The organism is Actinomadura sp. KC06 (assembly GCF_004348735.1).
Lineage (GTDB): Bacteria > Actinomycetota > Actinomycetes > Streptosporangiales > Streptosporangiaceae > Spirillospora.
The window spans coordinates 1-22696 of the sequence record NZ_SMKT01000139.1 but is presented as its reverse complement, the minus strand read 5'-3'; the positions used below and the strand labels follow the sequence as shown (position 1 = coordinate 22696).

Annotated in this window: 21 protein-coding genes and 1 pseudogene; 10 read left to right on the top strand and 12 right to left on the bottom strand. The window is 73.4% G+C overall.

The genetic code is table 11. From position 1 onward, the window contains the following. The coding region (locus E1287_RS32455) for an AMP-binding protein (RefSeq protein ID WP_131969091.1) at positions 1 to 1374 on the top strand (1374 nt) is incomplete at its 5' end. Between the two features lie 65 nt (positions 1375 to 1439). After that, a complete protein-coding gene (locus E1287_RS32450) occupies positions 1440 to 2366 on the top strand; it encodes an AMP-binding protein (RefSeq protein WP_243719582.1) in 927 nt (308 codons plus the stop codon). Positions 2367 to 2608: 242 nt separating this feature from the next. Here E1287_RS32450 and E1287_RS32445 read toward each other — a convergent pair whose 3' ends face one another. After that, positions 2609 to 4042: an aldehyde dehydrogenase gene (locus tag E1287_RS32445; RefSeq protein WP_131969089.1), complete on the bottom strand. Its 1434-nt coding sequence runs from the start codon at positions 4040 to 4042 to the stop codon at positions 2609 to 2611. 153 nt (positions 4043 to 4195) lie between these two features. Here E1287_RS32445 and E1287_RS32440 point away from each other — a divergent pair, with 153 nt between their 5' ends. Next, entirely contained in the window at positions 4196 to 4792 is a 597-nt protein-coding gene (locus tag E1287_RS32440) for a disulfide bond formation protein DsbA (RefSeq protein ID WP_131969088.1), read from the top strand. A gap of 41 nt (positions 4793 to 4833) precedes the next feature. On the opposite strand, the gene E1287_RS44120 is transcribed toward E1287_RS32440, so the two are convergent. Next, a complete protein-coding gene (locus E1287_RS44120; RefSeq protein WP_243719581.1) occupies positions 4834 to 5262 on the bottom strand; it encodes a deaminase in 429 nt (142 codons plus the stop codon). After that, positions 5255 to 5941, bottom strand: coding sequence for a dihydrofolate reductase family protein (locus tag E1287_RS44115; RefSeq protein ID WP_165969301.1), 687 nt, complete (start codon positions 5939 to 5941; stop codon positions 5255 to 5257). Before E1287_RS44115 ends, E1287_RS44120 begins: the two co-directional genes overlap by 8 nt. Before the next feature lie 118 nt (positions 5942 to 6059). Between E1287_RS44115 and E1287_RS32430 the strand changes: the two genes are divergently transcribed. Both E1287_RS32430 and E1287_RS32425 read left to right on the top strand, forming a co-directional pair. Beyond that, on the top strand, positions 6060 to 7187 hold the full coding sequence (locus E1287_RS32430) for an exonuclease SbcCD subunit D (RefSeq protein ID WP_131969087.1): 1128 nt from the start codon (positions 6060 to 6062) through the stop codon (positions 7185 to 7187). After that, positions 7184 to 10207: an SMC family ATPase gene (locus E1287_RS32425; protein ID WP_131969086.1), complete on the top strand. Its 3024-nt coding sequence runs from the start codon at positions 7184 to 7186 to the stop codon at positions 10205 to 10207. Before E1287_RS32430 ends, E1287_RS32425 begins: the two co-directional genes overlap by 4 nt. A gap of 23 nt (positions 10208 to 10230) precedes the next feature. Here the strand turns inward: E1287_RS32425 and E1287_RS32420 are convergent, their stop codons facing one another. The 6 genes from E1287_RS32420 to E1287_RS32395 all read right to left on the bottom strand — a co-directional run bounded on the left by E1287_RS32420 (position 10231) and on the right by E1287_RS32395 (position 15173). Next, positions 10231 to 10635, bottom strand: a complete 405-nt coding sequence (locus tag E1287_RS32420) for a PH domain-containing protein (RefSeq protein WP_243719580.1) — start codon at positions 10633 to 10635, stop codon at positions 10231 to 10233. A gap of 69 nt (positions 10636 to 10704) precedes the next feature. Next, positions 10705 to 11511, bottom strand: coding sequence for an HTH domain-containing protein (locus E1287_RS32415; RefSeq protein WP_131969085.1), 807 nt, complete (start codon positions 11509 to 11511; stop codon positions 10705 to 10707). Between the two features lie 117 nt (positions 11512 to 11628). Beyond that, positions 11629 to 11949 (bottom strand): co-chaperone GroES, encoded by a 321-nt coding sequence (locus tag E1287_RS32410; protein ID WP_131969084.1) that lies wholly within the window; start codon positions 11947 to 11949, stop codon positions 11629 to 11631. Positions 11950 to 11959: 10 nt separating this feature from the next. Further along, positions 11960 to 12868, bottom strand: a complete 909-nt coding sequence (locus tag E1287_RS32405) for an NAD-dependent epimerase/dehydratase family protein (protein WP_131969083.1) — start codon at positions 12866 to 12868, stop codon at positions 11960 to 11962. 41 nt (positions 12869 to 12909) lie between these two features. Beyond that, a complete protein-coding gene (locus E1287_RS32400) occupies positions 12910 to 13680 on the bottom strand; it encodes an SDR family oxidoreductase (RefSeq protein WP_131969082.1) in 771 nt (256 codons plus the stop codon). 35 nt (positions 13681 to 13715) lie between these two features. Next, a complete protein-coding gene (locus E1287_RS32395) occupies positions 13716 to 15173 on the bottom strand; it encodes an NAD(P)/FAD-dependent oxidoreductase (protein ID WP_131969081.1) in 1458 nt (485 codons plus the stop codon). Positions 15174 to 15423: 250 nt separating this feature from the next. Here E1287_RS32395 and E1287_RS44110 point away from each other — a divergent pair, with 250 nt between their 5' ends. Next, positions 15424 to 16026, top strand: coding sequence for a hypothetical protein (locus E1287_RS44110; RefSeq protein ID WP_165969300.1), 603 nt, complete (start codon positions 15424 to 15426; stop codon positions 16024 to 16026). Between the two features lie 55 nt (positions 16027 to 16081). Here E1287_RS44110 and E1287_RS32385 read toward each other — a convergent pair whose 3' ends face one another. After that, complete coding sequence (locus tag E1287_RS32385; RefSeq protein WP_131969079.1) at positions 16082 to 16747, bottom strand: response regulator transcription factor; 666 nt, start codon at positions 16745 to 16747, stop codon at positions 16082 to 16084. A 97-nt stretch (positions 16748 to 16844) separates the two neighbouring features. On the opposite strand from E1287_RS32385, the gene E1287_RS32380 reads away from it, so the two are divergent. Both E1287_RS32380 and E1287_RS45970 read left to right on the top strand, forming a co-directional pair. Further along, positions 16845 to 17717, top strand: a complete 873-nt coding sequence (locus E1287_RS32380; protein ID WP_131969078.1) for an aldo/keto reductase — start codon at positions 16845 to 16847, stop codon at positions 17715 to 17717. Between the two features lie 68 nt (positions 17718 to 17785). Beyond that, positions 17786 to 18457, top strand: coding sequence for a PadR family transcriptional regulator (locus E1287_RS45970; protein WP_243719579.1), 672 nt, complete (start codon positions 17786 to 17788; stop codon positions 18455 to 18457). Positions 18458 to 18543: 86 nt separating this feature from the next. Here the strand turns inward: E1287_RS45970 and E1287_RS32370 are convergent. Beyond that, positions 18544 to 19800: pseudogene (locus E1287_RS32370) on the bottom strand (APC family permease); the annotation flags it as partial. A 149-nt stretch (positions 19801 to 19949) separates the two neighbouring features. Between E1287_RS32370 and E1287_RS32365 the strand changes: the two are divergent. Both E1287_RS32365 and E1287_RS32360 read left to right on the top strand, forming a co-directional pair. After that, a complete protein-coding gene (locus E1287_RS32365; protein ID WP_131969076.1) occupies positions 19950 to 20585 on the top strand; it encodes a TetR family transcriptional regulator C-terminal domain-containing protein in 636 nt (211 codons plus the stop codon). Then, positions 20582 to 21691, top strand: a complete 1110-nt coding sequence (locus tag E1287_RS32360) for a P1 family peptidase (RefSeq protein ID WP_131969075.1) — start codon at positions 20582 to 20584, stop codon at positions 21689 to 21691. The genes E1287_RS32365 and E1287_RS32360 overlap by 4 nt, the downstream gene beginning before the upstream one ends. Before the next feature lie 10 nt (positions 21692 to 21701). Here E1287_RS32360 and E1287_RS32355 read toward each other — a convergent pair. Further along, positions 21702 to 22696, bottom strand: a 995-nt coding sequence (locus E1287_RS32355; protein WP_347813998.1) for a diacylglycerol kinase family protein, incomplete at its 5' end; no start/stop codon positions are given.

Genomic DNA, 22696 nt, shown 5'->3' with positions numbered 1-22696 from the left:
GTGCTGGGGGAGTCCGGGGCGGATCCGGGGCGGGTCGCCGTGGCGGACGCCGCGTCCGGGCGTTCGGTGTCGTACGCGGAGCTGGGCGCCATGGTCGGGGCCGTCGCGTCCGGGCTCGTTCGGGAGGGGATCGGGCCGGGGGACGTGGTCGGGCTGCACCTGCCGGATGGGCCGGAGTTCGCCGTCGCGCTGCACGCGGTCATCGCGGCCGGTGCCGTGCCGTTCCCGGTCGACGCGGCCTGCCCCCTGGATGCCGTGGATGCCGTTGGTGCCTGCGTCGTCATCACGTCTTCCGGAGAGTTCGATGGCGCGGCACGGAGATTGGAGATCGACGGTCTGCGCGCGGGGGAGTCAGGGCGCGTGCCCATGCTGGAGGCCGATCTCGACCGTGATGCGGCTCTGCTTGCCTGCACGCGCGGGCCCGGACAGACCGTCCGGCTCACGCATGCCGAGGTCGTGGCCGGGCTGGTCCGGGTCGCCGACGCCGGGATGATCGGGGGCGGCGACACCGTGCTGAGCGCGTTGCCGTTCAGCGATGTGCTCGGGCTGAACGGTGTGCTCAACCCGGCGTTGCGGCTCGGTGCCACAGTGGTCGGACTGGGCGGTCATGACCTGCTGCGGGCGATGCGTGATCACCGGGTGACCGTGGCGGTGCTGCCGCCCCGGCTCGTGGAGGCCCTCGCCTACGACCGCGCCGTGGCCCGATACGACCTGCGCTCGCTGCGCGCCGTTGTCGCGGCGGGCGGACCGCTGGCCGCGGAGGATGCGCGCACCGCGGCGGCCCGGCTCGGCTGTCCCGTCCGGCAGGCGTACGGGCTGGCCGAGGCGGCCGGGTTCACGCATCTCAACCTGCGGGCCGCCGAGGAAGGCACGCTGGACTCAGTCGGACGGGGCCTGCCTGGCGTGACCTGGCGCATCGTCAATCCCCGCAGCGGCGTCTCACAGGCGTCGTACCAGCCAGGCGAGCTGTGCATACGCCTACCCGTCGCGCGGACGGCGGACGTGCCCGTCCGATGGCTGCCCACCGGGGACTCCGCCTTCGCAGACGACCACGGCCGCGTCTTCGTCCTTGGCCGTGTGACGGGCGTGCGCCCCGACCCGCCCGGTGAGCCGGAGCCGGTCCTGGCGGCGCACCCGTCGGTGAGCGACGCCGCCGTCGTACCCGCGCCGGACGGTGATCTCGGTCTCGCGCCGCACGCGTTCGTCGTGCTGGCGGAACCGGTGTCCGAGATCGACCTCCTGCGGCACGTCAACGGCCATGTTCCGCGGACTCGCGCGGTCTCCGCCGTGCACGTCGTGGCCGAGATTCCCCGCACGTCGGACGGGCAGGTCCGGCGGCGGGAGCTGCTGGAACGCGTCGGCCTCAGCCCCTGATGTACACATCCGCCTACACATTTCTTCGGATGTGGCGGCGGGTGCGCGCGGCGTACGTTCGGCGCATGCGCCAGGCAAGCCCCGCAACGCCCATGGTCGCCGGCACCACGATCACCGAGGCCGTCCTGGACGCGGTCAGGGTCAACGCGGCCCGCCGCGGCGGCGCCGCCCTCATCGACCCGACGAGGGAACTCGGCCACGCGGCGTTCGCCGACCAGGTGACGGCGGCCGCGGACGGGCTGCGCCGTCACGGCGTGCGTCCAGGCGACGTCGGCGCGGTGCACGTTTCGGGCGTTTGTGACCTGGCCCTTGCCGTCCATGCGGTCTCCGCGTCCGGTGCCGTCCCGGCGCTGCTTCCGCCGGACGTGAAGACCGCCGAGGCCGCCGCCCTCTTGAACAAGTGCGGTGCCCGCTTCCTGCTGGCCGGTGAGGACACCGCTGTCCGCTCTCTCGCGGCGGCGGAACGCTCCTACGTCAGGCAGATCTTCGCGTTCGGGGACGTCCTGGGCACGACGCCGTTCGGACGGTTGCTGGAGCCAGGCCCCGACGTCGGCGCCCTGCCGTCTCCCGACCCGCTGCGTGACCCGGCGCTGCGGCTGTGCGCGTCGTCCGAGGTGATCACGCACGCCGACCGGCTCGCCGACCTCTACCGTCTCGCCGGCGCGCTCGGCCTCGGCTGCGGCGACGTCCTCGCCCTCTCCGGCCGCGACGTCCCCGCCCCGACCTGGATCGGCCTGACCGACCTGTGCCTCACCCAGGGCGCCACCGCCGTCGGCGTCCCCGGCCCCGGAACGCGCGACCTCCTCGAAGCGATCCTCGACCGAGGGGCCACCGCCGCGGTCGTCACCCCCGCGAAGCTCCGGGCGATCGCGTTCGACCACGGCCGCATCCCCACCACGGGCGTCCGGCTGCTGGTGACGGGCGCACCGTCCGCCGAAGCCGCCCGAGCCTGCCGCAACCGCCACGGCTGGACGGTGTCGCCCCTCTACTGACCCACGACGCCGCCGTCGCCGACCCGCGACACCCTCGTCGTCAGCAAGTCGAACACGACGAACGACGCCCGGGCATGCCCCATCAGCAGCTTGGTCCGCGACGTGGCTGGTGCTGGTTTGCGGCGGTTTCGGTGCTTGCTGAGTGGTGCGCGTCTTAGCGGCTGGGCGCCGGTTGTCGGCGAGTCGAACACGACGAAGGACGCTTGAGGGATGCTCGTAGGAGTGGTCTGCGGCGTGGGCGGTTAGGCGGGTCTGGGGATCGACTTGTGTTCCAGGTAGGCGTGGAGGCCTTCGGGGCCTAGTTCGCGGCCTAGGCCGCTGTTCTTGTAGCCGCCGAACGGGGTGTTCGGGTCGAGGGTGTACATGTTGACGCCGCAGCTTCCGGTGCGGATGCGGCGGGCGACGTCGATGCCGTGGTCGACGTCGGAGGTCCAGACGGAGCCGCCTAGTCCGTACTCGCTGTCGTTGGCGATCCGGACGGCGTCGTCTTCGTCGTCGTAGGGGATGAGGACGAGGACCGGCCCGAAGATCTCCTCGCGGGCGATGCGCATGTCGTTGGCGACGTCGCCGAAGACGGTCGGCGCGACGTACCAGCCGCGTTCGTGCGGGCGGTTCAGGCCGCCGGTGATGAGCTTGGCGCCCTCGTCCTGCCCGACGCGGATGTAGTTCTCGACGCGTTCCTGCTGCCGCTGCGCGACGAGCGGGCCGATCTCGGTGCCGTAGTCGGCGGGGTCGCCGACCGCCAGGCCGCCGACCATCGTCGCGAGGGCGTCGGCGACCTCGTCGTAGCGGCGGCGGGACGCGAGGATGCGGGTCTGCGCGGCGCACGCCTCGCCGTTGTTCATCAGCGCCGCCAGCTTGAAGCCCTCGACGGTGGAGGCGAGGTCGGCGTCGTCCAGGACGATCGCGGCGGACTTGCCGCCGAGTTCGAGCGTCACCCGCTTGAGCTGCTCGCCGCACACCGCGCCGATCTTGCGTCCGGCGGCGGTGGAGCCGGTGAAGGACACCTTGTCGACGTCGGGATGCGCGACGAGGTACGCGCCGACCTCGCGTCCGGCCGGGACGATGTTGACGACGCCGTCCGGGATCCCGGCCTCCTCGATCCACTCGGCGAGCAGGTAGCTGTCGAGCGGCGTCTCCGGGGACGGCTTGGCCACCACGGTGCAGCCGGCGATGAGCGCCGGGGCGAGCTTGAGCATGAGCGTGAACTGCGGCACGTTCCACGGGACGATCGCGGCGACCACCCCGACGGGCTCCCGCGTCACGGTGACCGGGCCGAGCATGCCCGGCCGCTCGTCCTCCCACGTGTAGGCGGCGGCGAGGTCCACGTAGTACTGCAGGACCATCTGCGGGATGGCGGCCTGCCCGAACACCGAGAACATGATCGGCGAGCCCATCTCGGCGGTGACCAGCTCGGCCATCCCGCCCTGCCGCTCGGCGTAGATCGCGGAGAGCCGTCCGACGATCTCGGCGCGCTCGGCCGGCGTCATCCGGGGCCAGGGGCCGTCGTCGAACGCGCGGCGGGCGGCGGCGACGGCGGCGTCCATGTCGGCCCGCGTGCCCTCGGGCACCCGCCCGATCACCTCCTCGGTGTGCGGGGAGATGACGTCGATCGTGCCGGTGCCGGACGGGGCGGCCCACTCGCCGCCGATGAACAGCCGATCATGCTCGCGCATGCTGCCGTGCCTCCCTGCTCCGGCGGACCCCGAATCCACCGGGCCGATCCAGGTAACCGAATGCTTGCTTGGTCACAGCATCGCATGCGGTCCCCGGGCGTTGGCAAGAGGAATGAGACTGGCGTCTCACCCCTGCCGTGTATAACCGGGGCCATGGCTGAGATTGCCGACATTTGGTTCGACGCGTCCTGCCCCTACACCTGGATCACGTCGCGATGGCTGCTGGAGGCGGCGACGGTCAGGCCCATCGAGCCGCGCTGGCACGTGCTGAGCCTGGCGGCGCTGAACGAGGGCCGCGACGACGACCCGGAAGGCGATCCCGAGGGATACCTCTGGATTCCCGCCCGCATCTGCGCCGCCGTCGCCGCGAAGGCCGGGCAGGAGGCGCTCGGACGCTTCTACACCGCGATCGGCACCCGCTACCACGAGCGTGGCGAGATGGAAGCGCGGACGTTCACCGACGCCCTCGCAGACGCCGGCCTGCCCGAAGGGCTCGTCGCGGCGGCGGAGTCGGCGGAGTACGACGACGCCGTCCGCGCCTCGACCGCCGAGGGCATCGGCAAGGTCGGCCCGCACATCGGCACGCCGGTGATCGCGGTGGGGGAGACGGCGTTCTTCGGCCCGGTCATGTCGCGGATCCCGCGCGGCGAGGACGCCGGCCGCCTCTGGGACGGAACGCTCCTGGTAGCCGGTGTCCCCGGCTTCCACGAACTCAAGGGCCGTCCCCACGACGAACCCGATTTCTCCTGACCTCGGAGTCCTCCCAGGGCCAGGAGGGTGAGCTGGACGTCCTAGAGGAGGTGGGCGTTCGGCTTGCGGGCGCGGGCGGCCAGTTCGGGGAGTTCGACCACCTCGATGCCCGCCGCTGTGAGGAGTTCCGCGCCCGTCCCCTCGGCGAACAGGGCGGGCTCCCGCCAGGCGAACACGACCCGCCGGGCGCCCGACGCGATGATCAGCTCCGCGCACGGGCGGGGCCGCGACGCCCGGCGGCCGCACGGCTCCAGCGAGCTGTAGACGGTCGCGCCCGGGACGTCGCCGGCGGCCTTGGCGAGCGCGGCCTCCTCGGCGTGGTCGTGCGGGTCGTCCTCCCGGGAGTGGCCGCGGGCGATCTCGCGCCCGTCCGCGCCGACGATGACCGCGCCGACCGAGAACGCGGTGCGGGACGGCGGGCACAGCGCCGCCAGGTCGCAGGCCAGGTCCAGCCAGCCGAGATCATCCACGCGCGGCCCCGGTGAGATAACGCAGCAGCGCGAGGTCGCCGATGCGCGTGACCTCCTCCAGCCGCATCGGACGGTCCGGCGACTGCGGGAACACCCCGGACTGGACGAAGCGCGGCGCGGACGGGTCGCCGATGAAGAACGGCGCGACGACGAGCTGCAACTCGTCCACGACCCCGGCCGTCAGGAACAGCGTGTGGACGCCCCCGCCGCCCTCGACCATCAGCCGCCGGACACCCCGTCCCGCGAGGTCGCCGAGCATCGTCGCGAGCGTGAGCGGGTCGCCGGCGTCGACGACCTCGGCCAGGCCGTCCAGCCGTGCGGCCAGGCCGCCGGCCGTGCGGGACGGCGCATAGACCAGCTTCGGCGACGCGCCCGTGGTGAAGAACCGCGCGCCGGGGTCGAGGTCACCGCTCCAGGTCAGCGTCACCTTGGTGAGGTCGGGCGGCAGCCCGCGCTCGGCCCGCTTCTCGCGCCGCCGCTCGGACCTGACCAGCAGGCGGGGGTCGTCGGCGCGGATCGTCCCGGCGCCGACGAGGATCGCGTCGCAGCCGGCGCGGACGGCGTCGACACGGTCCCAGTCCGCGGCGCTGGACAGCCGGAGCCGCTCGGGGCTCGCGTCGTCGATGTACCCGTCGGCGGACATCGCGCAGCTAAGCAGCACATAGGGACGCTCGCTCACGCCGTCACCCTACGGCAGCGCCGAAACCGCGCGGCGGGCGCCATTCGAAGATTGTTTCGAGGCGGCCCGGCGTTTCTGCGCGGGATGTGTCGCACGGGATGCCTATGGTTGCTGCGACATGCGACTCCTGCACACCTCCGACTGGCATCTCGGCAGATCTTTTCACCGCGAGGACCTGCTGGCCGCGCAGGCGGCGTTCGTCGACCATCTGGTCGAGACCGTCACGGCGGAGCGGGTCGACTGCGTGCTGGTCTCCGGGGACGTCTACGACCGGGCGCTGCCCGCCGTGGACGCCGTCCGGCTGTGCGACGAGGCACTGCAACGGCTCGCCGCCGTCACCCGGGTCGTGCTCATCGCAGGCAACCATGACTCGGCGCGCCGCCTCGGGTTCGGATCGGCGCTGATGGACGCTTCGGGCGTGCACGTCCGCACCGACTTCGCGACCGTGGGGGAGCCCGTCGTCGTCGGGGACGCCGCGATCTACGGCATCCCCTACCTGGAGCCCGAACTCGTCCGCCACCCCTGGGACCTCGACGAACGCAGCCACGCCGCCGCGCTGGCCGAGGCCATGCGCCGCGTCCGGGACGACGCCGCCCGCCGCGACCTGCGCTCGGTCGTGCTGGCGCACGCGTTCGTCACCGGAGGCGCGGCCAGCGAGAGCGAACGCGACATCTCGGTCGGCGGCTCGTCGCACGTCCCGGCGTCGGTGTTCGACGGCGTCGACTATGCGGCGCTCGGCCACCTGCACGGGTCCTGGCGCATCAGCGACCGCGTCCGGTACTCCGGCTCGCCGCTCGCGTACTCGTTCTCGGAGGAGAAGCACGTCAAGGGGTCGTGGCTGATCGACCTGCGGGACGGCGGCATCGCGGCGGAGTTCGCCGAGGCGCCCGTCCCGCGCCGCCTCGCCCGGGTGCGGGGCCGCATCGACGACCTGCTCACCGACCCGTCCTACGACCGGCTCGAAGACCGCTGGCTCCAGGTGACGCTGACCGACGAGCGCCGCCCGTCCGCCGCGATGGAACGGCTGCGGCGCCGGTTCCCGCACACGCTCGTCCTCGGCTTCGAGCCCGGCGGCGGCGGGACGGACGCCGCCCGCACCTGGTCCGACCGCGTCCGCGAGCGGTCCGACCCCGACCTCGCGGGCGACTTCGTGGCCGAGGTCACCGACGGCCCGGCGACCCCCGCCGAGCGCGCGCTCCTGGACGAGGCGTTCGAGTCCTGCCGCCGTAAGGAGGCGATGGCGTGAGGCTCCACCGCTTAGAGATCAGCGCGTTCGGGCCCTTCTCCGGGACCGAGGAGATCGACTTCGACGCGCTGTCCGGCGCCGGGCTGTTCCTCATCCAGGGCCGGACGGGCGCGGGCAAGACCAGCATCCTCGACGCCGTCTGCTTCGCGCTGTACGGGCAGGTGCCGGGCGTCCGGAACGCGGTGAAGGGGCTGCGCAGCGACCACGCGGCACCCGGCGCCGCGCCGCGCGTGGTCCTGGAGACGACGATCCGCGGCCGCCGCCTGCGCATCTCGCGCTCGCCGGCCTGGGAGCGGCCGAAGCTGCGCGGCTCCGGGACGACGACCGAGCACGCGAAGGTCGTCCTTGAGGAGTTCGAGCACGGCGCGTGGATCGGGCTCACGACCCGGCTCGACGAGGCGGGCGACCTGGTGTCGCGGATGCTCGGGATGACCGCCGTCCAGTTCTGCCAGGTCGCGCTGCTGCCGCAGGGCGAGTTCGCGGGTTTCCTGCGCGCGGGCGCGGACGAGCGCCGCAGGGTGCTGGAGCGGCTCTTCGCGGCGGAGGTGTTCGCGCAGGTCGAGAAGTGGCTGGCCGACCGGCGCGCCGCCACGGGGCGCGAGGCCGCCGGACTGGCCGCGGCGGCGTTGTCGATCGCCGACCGCGTCGCCGAGACGACGGGCGCCGAGCCGCCGCGCGCGGAACGGCCGGCCGTCCCCGCGCCGCGCCGGCCCGAACAGGCGGGGGATCCGTTCGCCGAGGCGGCGGTGCTGCCCGCGTGGGCCGCCGAGCTGGCCGGCGGGCACGAGGACGTCCGCGCGAGCGCCGAGAGGCTGCGCCGGGAGGCCGCGGCGGCGCTGCAGGCCGCCCGCACCGCCTTGGACGAGGCGAAGGCGCTCGCCGAACGGCGGCGCCGCCACGCCGAGGCCGTCGCCCGCCGGGACGCGCTGCGCGAGCGCGCCGGCGACAAGTCGCGGATGGCGTCGCGGCTCGACGCCGCCGCCCGCGCCGACCGGGTCGTGCCGCTGGTGAAGGCGGCCGAGATCCGGCATCACGAGGCGACGCGGGCGCGCCGCTGGGCCGACGAGACCCGCGCCAGGGTCGGCGCGCTCCTTCCGCCGAACGCGTCCGAGGACGTCCTGGCCAAGGCCGAACGCGCCCGCCGGGACGAGATCGCCGCGCTGGAGGGCAGGCGCGCCACCGCCGCCAGGCTGAGGCGGATCGGCTCGGAGCGCGCCGCGCTGGCCCGTGACCTGGCCCGGCTGGAGCCGGAGGAGGCGCAGACCGCCGCGACCCTCGCCGAACTGCCGGGCGTCGTGGAGGCTCGGCGCGCCGAGCTCGACGACGCCCGCATCGCGGCCGCCGGACGTTCCGGAGCCGAGGCCGCCGTCGACGCCGCCCGCCGCCGCCTCGACGCCGCGCAGCGCCGCGACCAGGTCGAACATCGGCTCGCCGGAGCGGAGGCGGCGCACCGCGACGCGGTCGACGCCGCGCAGGACGCCCGGCAGCTCGTCCTCGACCTGCGCCAGGCGCGGCTGGACGGGATGGCCGCCGTCCTCGCCGAAGACCTGGCGGACGGCGAAGCGTGCCGGGTCTGCGGCTCAACGGAGCATCCGGCGCCCGCCACGTCGCTCGCGCTGATCCCGACCGAGGAGCGGATCGACCAGGCGCAGGGCGAGTCCGACCGGGCGCAGGACGTCCGGGAGCAGACCGGCAAGGCCGTCGAGGCGCTGCGCACCGAACGCGACCACCTCCTCGACACCGCCGGCGAGGCGGTCGCCGAGGTCCTCGCCGAGGAGGTCGCGGACGCCGAGCAGGCGCTGCAGGCGGCGGTGGCTCGCGCGGCCGAGGCCGAACGGCTGGAGACGGCCCTCCACCAGCACGAACAGGAGCTCGACCGCGTCCGCGACAGGCGGGACGAGATCGTCCGGGCGCTCACCGAGAACCGCACCCAGGAGAATGAGCTGTCGGCCGAGCAGGCGCGGCTGTCGGCCGAACTGGACGAGGCGCTCGGCGGCGACCCCGCGCTCGAGACCCGCATCGCCCGGCTCGGCGGCGAGGCCGAAGCGCTCGCCGAGGCCGTCGAGGCGCTGCGCGCGTCCGTCCGCGCCGCCGACGAACTGGCCGCCGCCCGCGCCACCGCCAAGGCCGCCGCCGAGGCCGAGGGGTTCCGCACGCCCGACGAGGTCCTGGAGGCCGCGCTGCCCGACGAGGACCAGGGCGTCCTGCGCGACCGGATCCGCCGGCTGGACGACGAGGAGGCCGCAGTCCGCGACCTGCTCGCCGACCCCGCGCTCACGGCGGCCGCCGCCGAGCCCGCGCCCGACCTGCCCGCGCTCGAAGCGGCGCTCCACGCGGCCGACGCCGTGCACGCCGGGGTCGCGTCCGCCGCCGACCGCGCCCGGTACCGCTGCGAGCGCCTCACTGAACTGCGCGAACGGCTGGACGCGTCCGTCCGCGCGTGGCGGCCCGCCGCCGAACGGCACGAGGTCGCCGAACGCCTCGCGGGCCTGACGTCCGGGAAGCACCCGGCGAACCGGCACGCCATGTCGCTGTCCGCCTACGTGCTCGCGGCCCGCCTCGAACAGGTCGTCGCCGCCGCGAACGAGCGGCTGTCGCGCATGTCCGGGGGGCGGTACGCCCTCGTCCACACCACGGAGAAGGCGGCGGGCGACCGCACGAAGGGCGCAGGCGGCCTCGGCCTGCGCGTCGCCGACGCCTGGACGGGCCTCGACCGCGACCCCGTGACGCTGTCGGGCGGCGAGTCGTTCATCACCTCGCTGTCCCTGGCCCTCGGCCTCGCCGACGTCGTCACCGCCGAGGCGGGCGGCGCCGAGATCGGCACGCTGTTCGTCGACGAGGGCTTCGGCACCCTCGACGAGGAGACCCTGGACGAGGTCATGGACGTCCTGGACGCCCTGCGCGACGGCGGCCGGGCCGTCGGCGTCGTCAGCCACGTCGCCGAACTCCGCGCCCGCATCCCCGCCCAGCTCCGCGTCACCAAGAACCGCACCGGCTCCACCGCCGAGATCACCGTCTGACTCGCGCCCCGGTCCGGATGGGGTCAGCCGGAGATGTGCTGGAGGATCACGTTGTGGACGTGGTGGCTCTTGTCGCTGCCGCGGAACTCGACCTCGTAGGTGTGCGTGCCGACGTTGATGGCGATCGTCCCGGTGGAGAAGTACGACCCGGCCCACGACTTGTTGCTCACCACGCTCACCGAGGTGATCTTGGAGTAGGGGACGCTGGTGATGGCGTACCTCTTGCCGGCGAAGCTCTTGTCCTGGATGATCACGCGGCGGTCGGTGAGGCCGATGAAGCCGGTGCCGGTGCCGACCGCGTCGTAGACGGCGATGACCTGCTCGCCGGGCAGCAGGCCGCTCTCGATCTGCTTGAGCTGGCCCGACCTGTCGTGCTGGACCTCGTCGCCCATGCGTCCTCCCGAGTCGTCGCGTTCGTTCCGGTTCATACGTTCATTCCGGTTCGTAGAAGAGTGTCTCAGCCGGGACGCGGACGTCGCCCGGCCCTGGGCCCGTGTTCACGCGCGGCGGCCGAGTTCGTAGCCGAGCTGGAAGTGGGTGAGCACCCCGTAGTCGGACTTCAAGCGCGCGATCCGTTTGGCGAGCGTCCGGTCGCTGACCCCGAGACGTTTGGCGATCACCGTGCCCGTCTCCCCGGCGATGAGCATGCGGACGATCCGGCTCTCCGCCGGTATGGCGGCGCCGGTGGCGAACGGGTCGGACCGCTGCCACACCCGGTCGAAGACGTCGGCCAGGTAGCGCACCACGGCCGGGACGGTCACCGCGACCGCCGTCCCGCCGCCGGGCGGGCCGGGGAGGAAGCAGATCCGCCGGTCCACGATGATCAGCCGGTCGAAGACCTCGTCGTGCGTGCGGACGTCCGCGCCCGCGGCCGAGATCTCGTCGACATAGGCGACCGTCGCCGCGTCGCGCCGGGCAGAGTGCCGGTACAGCGTCCGGATCGACGCGCCGCGCCGCAGGGCGTGCCGGTCGCGCTCCAGCGCCGCGCGGAGCGTCCCGCCGTCGCGCGGTCCGCCCGGCAGGGCGGTGAGCAGCTCATCGCGGCACCGGCCGACGGCCTCCGCGATCCGCCGGTCGATCTTGTCGGTCCCCTCCAGCGGCTCGAACCCGCCGGAACCCGCCGCCGCGTGCGTGCACTCGGCCCAGGCGAGCGACGTCAGCTGCGACTCCATCTCCCGCAGGGCAAGCGCCGCCTGCTCGGCGTGCGACCGGAGGTACCGCAGCGTCTGGTCGAACGGTCCCGCGACGGGCGGCGACGCGTCCGAGGTCTCCTTCGTCCGGGGCGCGCCAGTGGTCTCTCGCATCACGATATTTCCCCCTGTGTGTGGACTTTCCTGACCTGGAATTCGTCCGCCGACAGGGGGAGGGACCTGGCCGCTAACGGCCTCGCCCGGGCTCAGGCGATCTCGCCGCGGAGATCGTCAAAGGTAGAGGCCCGTGCCGTGTTCGGGGCGCTCGCTGGCGATCGCGTGCAGGTCGCGCTCGCGCATGACGAGGTAGTTCTCGCCCTGGATCTCGACCTCGAACTGGTCGCCCGGGTGGAACAGGACGCGGTCGCCGGGCTTGACGACGCGGACGTGGTGGCCGACCCCGCAGACCTCGCCCCAGACCAGGCGGTTCCCCTGCTCCACGGTCGCGGGGATGACGATCCCGCTGGTGCTGCGGCGCTCCCCGCTGTCCTTCTCGACCTTGATCATGACGCGGTCGTGGAGCATCTGGACTTCGAACTTCGGCTCGGACACGCTGGGGAGTTTAGTCGCCAGGCCGAGTGAGAGCGTTCCAGGAGGTTGCGATGATCTCCGGTAGCGCGGAGCGTTCCGGGTGCCAGCCGAGACCGGTCCGGACGGCCGTGGCGTCGCAGATCAGCACGGGCGCCTCGGTTCGCGCCGGGCGCCGCAGGGTGGGCACGGGACGTCCCGTCACCTCCTCGACGGCGGCGACGACCTCGTGGACGGCCGTCCCGATCCCGCTGCCGACGTTGTAGACCCGCTCCTCCCCAGGCTGGACGGCCTCCACCGCCCGGACGTACGCGGCGGCGAGATCGTCCACGTGCAGGTACTCGCGGACGGCGCGCCCGTCGCCGTTGATCTCCAGGTGCGGAGCGTGCCCGGCCGCCACGGCGAGGGCCTTCGGGATCAGGCGCGTCTCGTCCGGGTCCGCCCGGCCGTCCACCGAACCGGCGACGTTGAACGTGCGCAGGACGGCGGCGCCGATCGCGCCCGCCCGGGCGTGGAACCGCACGGCCTGCTCGGCGGCCAGCTTCGACGCCCCGTACGGGCTGGACGGCGCGGTGCTCTCGCTCTCCGGGATCGGCTGGCGCTCCGGCGTCCCGTACACGGCGGCCGTCGAGCCGAACACGACCCGCTCCGCGGGCACTGACTCCAGCAGGTTCACCGTGCCCTGCACGTTCGCGGTGAAGTACCGAAGCGGGGCCTCGAACGACTCGCGGACGCGGGTGAGCGCGGCGAGATGGCACACCCCGTCGTACGGGCCGTCCGGCAGGCTCTCCGGTTCGAGGAGGTCGCCGCGGACGGGACGGACCCCGTCTGGCAACTCCGCGCTCTGGCGGACCAGGCCGTCGACGTCATGCCCGGCCGCGACCAGCCGCCGCCCGACCGCGTACCCGATGTAGCCCGCCGCCCCCGTCACCAGCACCCGCATGAGCCGTGTCTACCCCAGGCGACGGCGCTCGGGAACCCTCGTCACGTCTTGTAGGTGCGTCCGGTGCTGGACGACAGGCGCGCGACGAGCCCGCGCGGCAGGAAGCGGGTCGCGCCGATGAGCGCCTTGTACTGCGGGCCCAGGATGCTGACCTGCACGCCGCGCCGCAGGTCGCGGAGACCGGCGGCGACGACGTCGTCCTTGTCCAGCCACATGAACTCCGGCAGGTCCGACATGTCCATCTGGGCGCGGTCGTGGAACTCGGTGCGCACGTAGCCGGGGCAGAGCGCCATCACGCGGACGCCGCCGTCCGAGCGCCGCCTGATGTCCTCGGCGACGGCCTGGCTGAAGTTCACCACCCACGCCTTGGACGCCCCGTACGTGCCGCGCGTCGCGAACGCCGCCGCGGACGCCACGTTGACGACGCCGCCCCGGCCGCGGTCCAGCATGCCCGGCAGCACGGCGTGGGTGAGCCGCAGGACGGCCTCGCAGTGCACCTTCAGCATGGTCAGCTCGTCCGACACCGGGACGTCCAGGAACACGCCGTTGTGGCCGAACCCGGCGTTGTTGATCAGCAGGTCGACGTCAGCGCCGACGCGTTCCTCCGCCGCCGCCAGGCCGTCCTCGGCGGAGAGGTCGGCGGGCAGCGCCTCGGCTCGGACGGCGTACTTGTCGCGCAGGTCGGCGGCTGATCGCTCCAGCCGCTCGGCGTCGCGGGCCAGCAGGACCAGGTCGAATCCGTCGGAGGCGAGGCGGCGGGCGAAGGCGGCACCGATGCCCGCGGTCGCGCCGGTGATGAAGGCGGTCGGCATGACACCGAGCCTAGGCGGCCCCGACATCGGCAGGGCTACCGGGCGGCGGCGCGCCTGGCGTGGAAGTGCCTCGGGTCGGGACGGCGGGTCGCGCGGCGGTACGCGAACGTGAACCCGGGCCAGTTGTTGACGACCATGCCGTCCGCCGCCATGTACCAGCTCTGGCAGCCCGCCTCCCACACCGTCGAGCGGAGCCGCTCCCGCATCTCGCGCGTGAACGCGTCCTGCACGTCCGGGCGGACGTCGATCCAGGCGAGCCCGGCGCCGCGCAGCGCCTCGACGCAGCCGAGGACGTACCTGAACTGCGACTCCAGCATGTAGATGATCGAGTTGTGGCCGAGGTTGGTGTACGGGCCGTACAGCAGGAACAGGTTCGGGAAGCCGCTGACGGTGATGCCGAGGTGGGCCTGCGCGCCGTCCCGCCACGCCTCGTTCAGCTCCCGCCCGTCCCGTCCGACGATCTTCATGGGGGAGAGGAACTCGGTGGCGCGGAACCCGGTCGCGTACACGATGACGTCCACGTCGTGGTCGCGCTCCGCGGTCCTGATGCCGGACGGCGTGACGCCCGTGATCGGGTCGGTGACGAGGTCCACGTTCGGCCTGGCCAGCGCCGGATAGTAGTCGCTGGAGAGCAGGATCCGCTTGCAGCCCATCGGGTAGCCGGGGATGAGCGCGTCCCGCAGCACCGGGTCGTCGACGCCGTCCCTCAGGGCGTTCTTGAACCGCTTCTCCAGCAGCGCCATCAGCTTCGGATATTTCACGAACCCCAGCGCCCGCGCCTCGTAGGCCGCGTAGACGCGGGCGCGGCTCAGCTCGTACACCCCGGGCACGTGCGCCAGGACGGCCTTCTCCCAGCCCCGGTACGGCCGGTCCGGCTTGTCGATCACGTACGGCGCGGACCGCTGGAAGAGCCGCAGCTCCGCCGCCTGCGCCGCGATCTCCGGGACGATCTGGATCGCGCTCGCGCCCGTCCCGACCACCGCGACCCGGCGTCCCCGCAGGTCGGCGCCGTGGTCCCAGCGGGCGGAGTGGAAGCTCGTCCCGGCGAACGACTCGCGCCCCTCGATCGGCGGCAGCACGGGCCGGTTGAGCTGCCCGCACGCCGACACCAGCACCCGCGCCTCCAGCCCGCCGGACGTCGTGGAGATCCGCCAGAGCGCCGCGTCCTCGTCGAACCGGGCCTCGGTGACCTCCGTCCCGAACCGCACCCGGTCCAGGACGCCGTGCTTGCGGGCGCAGTGCCGCAGGTAGTCGAGGATCTCCGGCTGCTGCGGGAACCGCCGCGACCAGTCCGTCTTCCGCTCGAACGAGAACGAGTACAGGTGGGACGGGACGTCGCACGCCGCGCCCGGATAGGTGTTGTCGCGCCACGTCCCGCCGAGCCCGGCCGCCTTCTCCAGGATCACCACGTCGCGGATCCCGGCCTCCCGGAGCCGGATCGCCATCCCGATCCCGCCGAACCCGCTCCCGATGATCACCACGCTGTGCGCCATGGCCGTCCCGAATCTCGTTCCGCCGCGGTCCCCCCGAGGGTAGGTGACCGTGAAGGCACCGAACAGACGCCGGAATCGCGGTTTTGTCGGCGGCCCCTGCCACGATTCCCGCCATGCTCCACGACTCGCTCGCAGCGGCGGCGCGCCAGGGCGACCCCCACGACTCCCTCAGGCTCGCAGCGGTCGCGCGGCTGGACGCCGGGGTGAGCTCGCGCCGTGGCTGCGGGGCGCGGACCGCGAGCTGGCGCGCGTGGACGTTCCGGCCGACGACCGCAAGCGGGTCGCGCGGCGCCTGTCCACAATGCTCGCCGACATGGAGGAGGCACACGCGCCGTCTGGACTGATACCCGAGCGCGGCGCGTGGGCCGAGGCGCTGCGCTCGCGCGTGAGCACGGAGCCGGGGGCGACGGCCGAGTTCGCGCGGTTCGTCCGGCATCTGGGGCGGCTGTCATCGCCGCGTCCCTCGCAGAAGTGGCGCCGCGAGTGCGTCTCGCTCGCGGACGCGGCGTCCATGCGCGGCACCGTGGCCGAATGCCTCCGCGCGCTGGTCGAATGCGAGCCCCAGTGCAGCAGGAAGGACGGCGCCCACGCCGACTGGATCGGCGGGCACGAGTACCACTACCACTACCTGGTCCATCAGAATCACGGGGACTTCGCACGCGGTGTCGTGTGGGCGGCGGCCCTGACCGGCGGGCCGGGGACGGTGCCGCTCCTCGGCGGGCTGGCGCTGCGCGCCGGGACGCGCAACGGCGACCTCTACGAGGACCTCAAGCTCGCGGGCGCGGCTTCCTCGCCAACGGCTTCTTCGTCCTGGCCGGCGACCGCCAGGTCGAGGACCTGGACGAGGAGGTAGACCTCACCGCCGACCCCGAACTGGTGTTCGTCAAGCTGGTCCCACTGGCGGGCGGCTAGCTGATCAGGCCGAACTCGTGGGCGCGCAGCCCCGCCTGGAAGCGCGACTCGGCGTCCAGCAGGGTGAGGATCTCCGCGAAGCGGCGGCGATAGGTGCGCAGGGACATGCCGAGGCGGCGCGCGGCGGACTCGTCCTTCAGGCCGCTCGCGAGCAGCCGCAGGATGCGCAGGCTCTCCTCGGACAGCGCGGGCGGCCGGTCGCGGCGGTGGTCGTCCAGGTCGGTGGCCTTGTCCCAGGTCGCCTCGAACAGCGAGATGACGCCGCGGACGACGCTCGGCGACCGCACGACCGTGTACTCGCGTACGCCGCCCACCGGCGGGCCCGCGAGGATCGCGACGCGGCGGTCCACGATGATCGTCTCGTGGGGGAGGGCCGTCGTGCAGATCCGGACGCGGGCGCCCGCCTTGTTGATCTCCACGAGGTGCCGCTCGGACTCCTCGTCCGCGAGCGCCGCCGGGTTGTGCAGCTTGTAGGTGACGGGCCGGGGCTTGGTCCGGTACCGCTCGGCGACCATCCGCTCCCGGTAGCCGGGCATCGCCCAGGTCTTCAGGTCGGTCGCGGCGCAGGCGAACTCCTCGCACCCGAGGAACAGCGGCCCGGCGCGCTCGGCCAGCTCCGCCTCGCCGCGCAGCACGACGTTCCGGTCCATGTCGACGCTCATCGCGTTTCAGTCCGCATCGCCCTTCAGTCTGCCACGCGGCTGGCAGCAACCTGCCAGCCGTTCGTCCAGGCTGGGGGACCGCAGCACAGTGGGACGCATGACGACACAGATCACCACCGGCGGGCATTTCGATCTCGGCGGCGACCTGCGGGTCGCCCGGATGGGCTTCGGCGCGATGCGCCTGCCGCAGAGCCGCCTGCACGGCCCCGCGAACGACCGCGGCACCGGCCTGGCGATCCTGCGCAGGGCCGTCGAGCTCGGCGTGGACCACATCGACACCGCCGCCTTCTACTACGCGCAGGGCGGGCCCGCCGCCAACGAGATGATCCGCGCGGCGCTCGCCCCCTACCCGGACGGGCTGGTCATCGCCACGAAGGTCGGGCCGTACCGGGAGCCGGACGACCCGCACCCGTCCGGGCAGATCCCCGCGTCCGGGCTGCGCGCCGAAGTGGAGCGGAACCTGCGGGAGCTGGGACGCGACCACCTCGACCTCGTCTACCTGCGACCGGGCGGGCTGGAGACGCCGATGGACGAGCCGATCGGGGAGCGTTTCGCGGTCCTGGCCGCGCTCCGGGACGAGGGCGTCATCCGCCACCTCGGGCTCAGCCACGTCAGCGCGGCGCAGCTCGCCGAGGCGCAGGAGATCGCGCCCGTCGCGGCGATCCAGAACCGGTTCGACGTCACGCAACCGCGGGACGTCGAACTCCTCGCCGTCTGCGAACGCGAGAACATCGCCTACGCGCCGTACTTCCCGCTCGGCGGGTTCGGGATCCCCGACGACGAGCGCGTCAACGCGATCGCCGCGCGGCACGGCGCCACCGTCCCGCAGGTGCTGCTGGCGGGCCTGCTCGCGCTCTCGCCGGTGATGCTGGCGATCCCCGGCACCGGCTCCCCGGCCCATCTGGAGGAGAACCTGGCCGCCGCCGGCGTCGTCCTGACGCCGGACGACCTTGCCGCGCTGCGCGGCTAGCGCTTTCGTCGCCGATCGTCATCCCGACCGCCTACCCTGAAACGCACTTACGGTCAGGGGGGATCGGGATGTCGGCGACGCGGCTGCTGGTGCTCGGCGGCGTGCGGCGGTTCGGGCGGGCGCACGGCTACGAGGTCCGCCGCGAGCTGATCTCGTGGGGCTCGGACGAATGGGCCCACGTGAACCCCGGCTCGGTCTACCACGCGCTCAGGCAGCTCGCGAAGGAGGGCATGCTCCGCGCGCACGAGGTGGAGGAGAGCGACGCCGGGCCGCCGCACACCGACTACGAGATCACCGACGCGGGCCGCGCCGAGTTCCTCCGGCTGCTGCGCTGCGCCCTCGCGAACGTCGACGTCCGGCATCCGGAGATGCTGACCGCCGGGCTCGGGTTCCTCACCGAGCTGCCGCGCGCCGAGGCCGTCCGGCTGCTGCGCGAGCGGCTGGACGGCCTGGCGGTCCGGCGGTCGTCCGTGGCCCCGCGCCTCGACGCGCAGGACCCGGACGACCACCTGCGCGAGCTCCTCGGCTGGTGGGTGCACTCCGCCGACTCCGCCGCCGACTGGACGCGGCGGCTGATCGGGCGGCTGGAGTCCGGCGCCTACGTCATGGCCGACGACCGCGGCTCCCCGGCGTCCGGGTCGTCGCCTGCCGGGTCGTCGCCGGCCGGGTCGCCCGCGGGGTCGTCCGCCGCGCCCGTCAGCCTCCAGCCGCCGCGGCGGCGCAGGACGAGCACGAAGTAGGCGGCCGACACCGCGATCACCGAGACGGTCACGATCAGGCTCGGCCGCCCGATCTCCGGGTCCTTGGCGTTCTGGTAGATGACGTAGCCGAGCGCGGCGAGCGCGGCGACGGGCGCGACCGGGAACCACGGCATCCGGTATCCGGCGTGCGCGGTGGTCCCGTTCCGGCGGCCGACGATCACCGCCAGGCAGAGCGCGCCGTACACGGCGACGAGGGACGTGCCGGTGACGACGAGCAGGAACTTCTCGTCCAGGAAGCACGCGGCGGCGCTGAGCACCCCGGCCACGATCGTCGCGATCCACGGGGTGCCGAAGCGCGGGTGGACCGCCGACAGCGCGCCGTCGATCTTCGGCGTCCAGGTGCGGTCCCGTCCCGAGCTGAAGATCAGCCGGGCGGTGAGCAGCATGATCGCGATCACCGCGTTGAAGATGGCGAGCGCGATGGCCAGGCTGATCACGGTGTTGACGGTGTCGCCGGCCCGCTCGGTGATGAAGTACTCCATCATGTTCTCCGAGCCGAGCAGGCGCTCGATGTCGGGCGAGCCGAGCAGCACGGCCGTGACGGGGATGATCTCAGCCGCCACCGTGATGCCGAGGGCCCACAGCACGGTCCGCGCCACCGCCCGGTGCGCGTCGTGGGTCTCCTCGCCGAAGTAGACCGCCGAGCCGTACCCGTTGTAAGCGAAGATCGCGACGGCGGTGGCCGCCGCGATCAGACCCGCGGACGCGGCGGTGAGGCCCCCGCCGTCCCCCGCCACGACCGGGTCCGCGAGCAGGTCGGTGAACGGCCGCTCGACGTTCAGGAAGCCCAGCCCGGCCAGCACGAGCAGCGCGGCCATCTCGATCGCCAGGAAGATCCCGGTGACCACCGCGTTGACCTTGATGTCGAAGATCGCGATGACGGTCGCGATCGCGACCGTGACCGCCGCGATGACCGGGCCGTTGAGGCCGTCGATCAGGACGCCGAGGTAGGTGCCGACGCCGAGCGCGATCACCGCGAGGATCAGCAGCTGGGTGATGAGGATCAGGCCGAGCACGATGAAGCCGGCCGGGCGGCCGAGGGTGCGGCCGACGATCGCGTACTCGCCGCCGGTGAGCGGGTACGCGGACGCCAGCTCGGCGTACACGAACGCCATGAAGATCCCGACGACGCCCGCGGCGGCGAAGCTCAGGAACGCGCCGGTGCCCGCCTGCGAGAGCACCCCCGGCGCGATGATGAACACGGAGGACGCGGGCGTGATCGCCGACAGCACGATGAGCAGGGCGCCGATCGTCTTCAGCCCGCGGTGCAGCGCGGGCGGGCGGCCGGCGGCTGCCGGTGGACGGACCTCGGGTGCGGCCATGGGGCACCTCCTGGACAAGAATTCGTCGAACGAGTATCAAAGAACCACCCGCTGTCTGGTCAATAGCCGAGGTCATAACGACTTGGTCTCGGGTTCCTGCGGCGATGGCTTGACTTGCGTTGTCTGAACGATCTTCGGAGAATGTCGGCATGGCACGACCCAGCAGGGCCCATGAGCGGCGGGCCGACCTCGTCGCCGCCGCCCGCCGCGCGGTGATCGGCCGCGGCATGCTCGATCTGCGGCTGCGCGACGTCGCCGCGGAGGCGGAGATGTCGCCCGGCTCCGTCCTGTACTACTTCCCGACGCTCACCGACCTGCTGCGGGAGGTGCAGCGCGAGGCCGTCGAGCGGTTCTGCGCCGCCCGCGAGGACGCCGTCCGGGACGAGCCCGACCCGCGGCGGCGGCTCATCGCGATGATCCGCAGCGGCCTGCCGTCCGGCCCGGACGACGATCTGTGCGTGCTGCTGTACGAGCTCGGCGCCGTGGCCCGCCGCGACCCCTCCTACGCCGCCGAGCACATCCGGCTGTACGAGCGGCAGGTCGGCATCTACGCCGGGATCCTGGAGGCGGGCGCCGCCACCGGCGCGTTCACGCTCACCCGCGACGCCGGCGCGATCGCGCGCAACCTCGTCGCGCTGGAGGACGGCTACGGGCTGCACATGACCATGGCCGTGCCCACCCTCGACGCCGCGCGGGCCGCGAGCCTCCTGCTGGCCTGCGCGTCCGACGCCATCGGCCGCGACCTCGGCGACCCCGGGTCCGGCGATCAGGAAGGAGACCGATGACCCGAGCCCGCTCGTTCGGCCTGCCGCTGCCCGGCACCCCCGGCCCGAACAACGCGATCACCGACGTCCCCGGGGTGGAGGTCGGCTACACCACGCTGATCTCCGGCGACGGCCCGCTGCGGCGCGGGGAGGGCCCGGTGCGCACCGGCGTGACCGCGCTGCTGCCGCGCGGCCGGGACGGCTTCCTCGACCCGTGCGCCGCCGGGATCTACTCGCTGAACGGCAACGGCGAGATGACCGGGTCGCACTGGATCGCCGAGACCGGCGCGCTGACCCTGCCCGTCATGATCACCAACACGCACGCGGTCGGCGCCGCCCATCGCGGCGCGATCGACTGGGCGCTGCGCGAGCGGCCCGGGTTCCAGGAGTGGATGCTGCCCGTCGTCGCCGAGACCTGGGACGGCTACCTCAACGACATCGGCGGCGACCACGTCCGGCCCGGGCACGCCGTCGCCGCGATCGACGCGGCGGCCGGCGGCGCGGTCGAGGAGGGCTCCGTCGGCGGCGGGACGGGCATGAACTGCTACTCGTTCAAGGGCGGCAGCGGGACGTCCTCGCGGGTCGTGGCCCACGGCTCCGACTCCTACACGGTGGGCGCGTTCGTCCAGGCCAACTTCGGCGGGCGGCGCCAGCTCACCGTCTGCGGGGTCCCGGTCGGCGCCGACCTCGCCGACGACAACCCGATCGAGGACGACGACTGGCTCGCGCCGCCCGGCTCCGGCTCCGTCATCGTCGTCATCGGGACGGACGCGCCGCTGCTCCCCGGCCAGTGCAAGGCGCTCGCCCGTCGCGTCCCGCTGGGGCTCGCCCGGACCGGCGCCTACGGGGCGCACGGGTCCGGCGACATCTTCCTCGCCTTCTCCACCGCCAACCCGGGTGCGATCAGCGGCGGCTTCCCCGACGGCGAACCCGGCTACGACACGCTGCGGTTCGTCCCGTGGAACCGGATCGACCCGTTCTACGAGGCGGTCGTGGAGACGGTCGAGGAGGCGGTGCTGAACGTCCTGCTCGCCGGCCGCACCATGATCGGACGGGACGGCCACCGCTCCCCGGCCCTCCCGCACGACCGGCTGAAGGAGCTGCTCACCGCCCGCGGCGTGCTGTGACGGATCAGGCTCACGTGTCGGGGAACGCCTGTGGGACGATCACGCGCAGCGCGTTGCCGCGCAGCCGGATCGACACCGGGGTGCGGCCGCGGATCTCGCCGTCCACGTCCACCGGCATCGGCGGATCGGTCTCGATCTCCACGTGCGCGGTGGTGAGGAACGCGTCCTCCTCCAGCGTCCGCCACCGCCCGGTGAGGGCGTGCCGCGCCGTCGCCGACAGCAGCCGCAGCCGCCGCTCGTCGCCCCACCGGTAGACGGCGAGCAGCCGGTCGTCCGGGCTGGCGTCGCGGGCGATGCGCTGCCCGCTCTGATGCGCGCCGTTCGCGACGTTCAGCTGGTGGGTGACCAGCTCGCGGGTCTCCCCGTCGATCGTGATCCGGGCGGTGAACGCCTCGTGCCGGGGCAGCAGCCGCGCCGCCGTCAGCGCGTACGCGGGACGGCCCACGAACCGCTTGAGCGCGTGCGGGACGCTCTCCGCCACCTGGACCGATATGCCGAGGCTCACCATGTTCGCGAAGATGTGCTCGCGGTCGGCGCCGGGCCCCTCGCCCTGAGGGTCGCCGGTGCTCTCGAACCAGCCGACGTCGACGTCCGCGACCTTCCCGCCGGCGGGGCGGCCGACGGCGAGGGTCCGGACCGCGCCGGGCAGGTCCATCGGCAGCTCCAGGCTGCGCGCGAAGTTGTTGGTGGTGCCGAGCGGCAGCACGCCGAGCGCGATGTCGCGGTGCGCGAGATGACCGACCGCCTCGGCGATCGTGCCGTCCCCGCCGCCGACCACGACGAGGTCGGGTTCCAGCGCGAGGACGTCGGAGAACAGCTCCCGCAGCCGGGTCGGGTCGGTCACCGGGAACACGTGGACGACGTCGACGCCCGCCTCGCGCAGCATCCGCCGGGCCCGGCCGTAGAGCCGCCGCCCCCGCCGCGACCGGGAGTTGATCACCAGCGCGGCGCGCCCGCCGCCCCCGATGTCGGCCTCAAGCTCCGCTTTGCTCCGCATCCCGACAC

Bases quoted from the DNA above. Each gene is read 5' to 3' on its own strand.
- E1287_RS32450 (WP_243719582.1), top strand. From the start codon at position 1,440: ATGCGCCAGGCAAGCCCCGCAACGCCCATGGTCGCCGGCACCACGATC.
- E1287_RS32445 (WP_131969089.1), bottom strand. From the start codon at position 4,042: ATGCGCGAGCATGATCGGCTGTTCATCGGCGGCGAGTGGGCCGCCCCG.
- E1287_RS32440 (WP_131969088.1), top strand. From the start codon at position 4,196: ATGGCTGAGATTGCCGACATTTGGTTCGACGCGTCCTGCCCCTACACC.
- E1287_RS32430 (WP_131969087.1), top strand. From the start codon at position 6,060: ATGCGACTCCTGCACACCTCCGACTGGCATCTCGGCAGATCTTTTCAC.
- E1287_RS32420 (WP_243719580.1), bottom strand. From the start codon at position 10,635: ATGAACCGGAACGAACGCGACGACTCGGGAGGACGCATGGGCGACGAG.
- E1287_RS32415 (WP_131969085.1), bottom strand. From the start codon at position 11,511: ATGCGAGAGACCACTGGCGCGCCCCGGACGAAGGAGACCTCGGACGCG.
- E1287_RS32405 (WP_131969083.1), bottom strand. From the start codon at position 12,868: ATGCGGGTGCTGGTGACGGGGGCGGCGGGCTACATCGGGTACGCGGTC.
- E1287_RS32400 (WP_131969082.1), bottom strand. From the start codon at position 13,680: ATGCCGACCGCCTTCATCACCGGCGCGACCGCGGGCATCGGTGCCGCC.
- E1287_RS32395 (WP_131969081.1), bottom strand. From the start codon at position 15,173: ATGGCGCACAGCGTGGTGATCATCGGGAGCGGGTTCGGCGGGATCGGG.
- E1287_RS32385 (WP_131969079.1), bottom strand. From the start codon at position 16,747: ATGAGCGTCGACATGGACCGGAACGTCGTGCTGCGCGGCGAGGCGGAG.
- E1287_RS32380 (WP_131969078.1), top strand. From the start codon at position 16,845: ATGACGACACAGATCACCACCGGCGGGCATTTCGATCTCGGCGGCGAC.
- E1287_RS45970 (WP_243719579.1), top strand. From the start codon at position 17,786: ATGTCGGCGACGCGGCTGCTGGTGCTCGGCGGCGTGCGGCGGTTCGGG.
- E1287_RS32365 (WP_131969076.1), top strand. From the start codon at position 19,950: ATGGCACGACCCAGCAGGGCCCATGAGCGGCGGGCCGACCTCGTCGCC.
- E1287_RS32360 (WP_131969075.1), top strand. From the start codon at position 20,582: ATGACCCGAGCCCGCTCGTTCGGCCTGCCGCTGCCCGGCACCCCCGGC.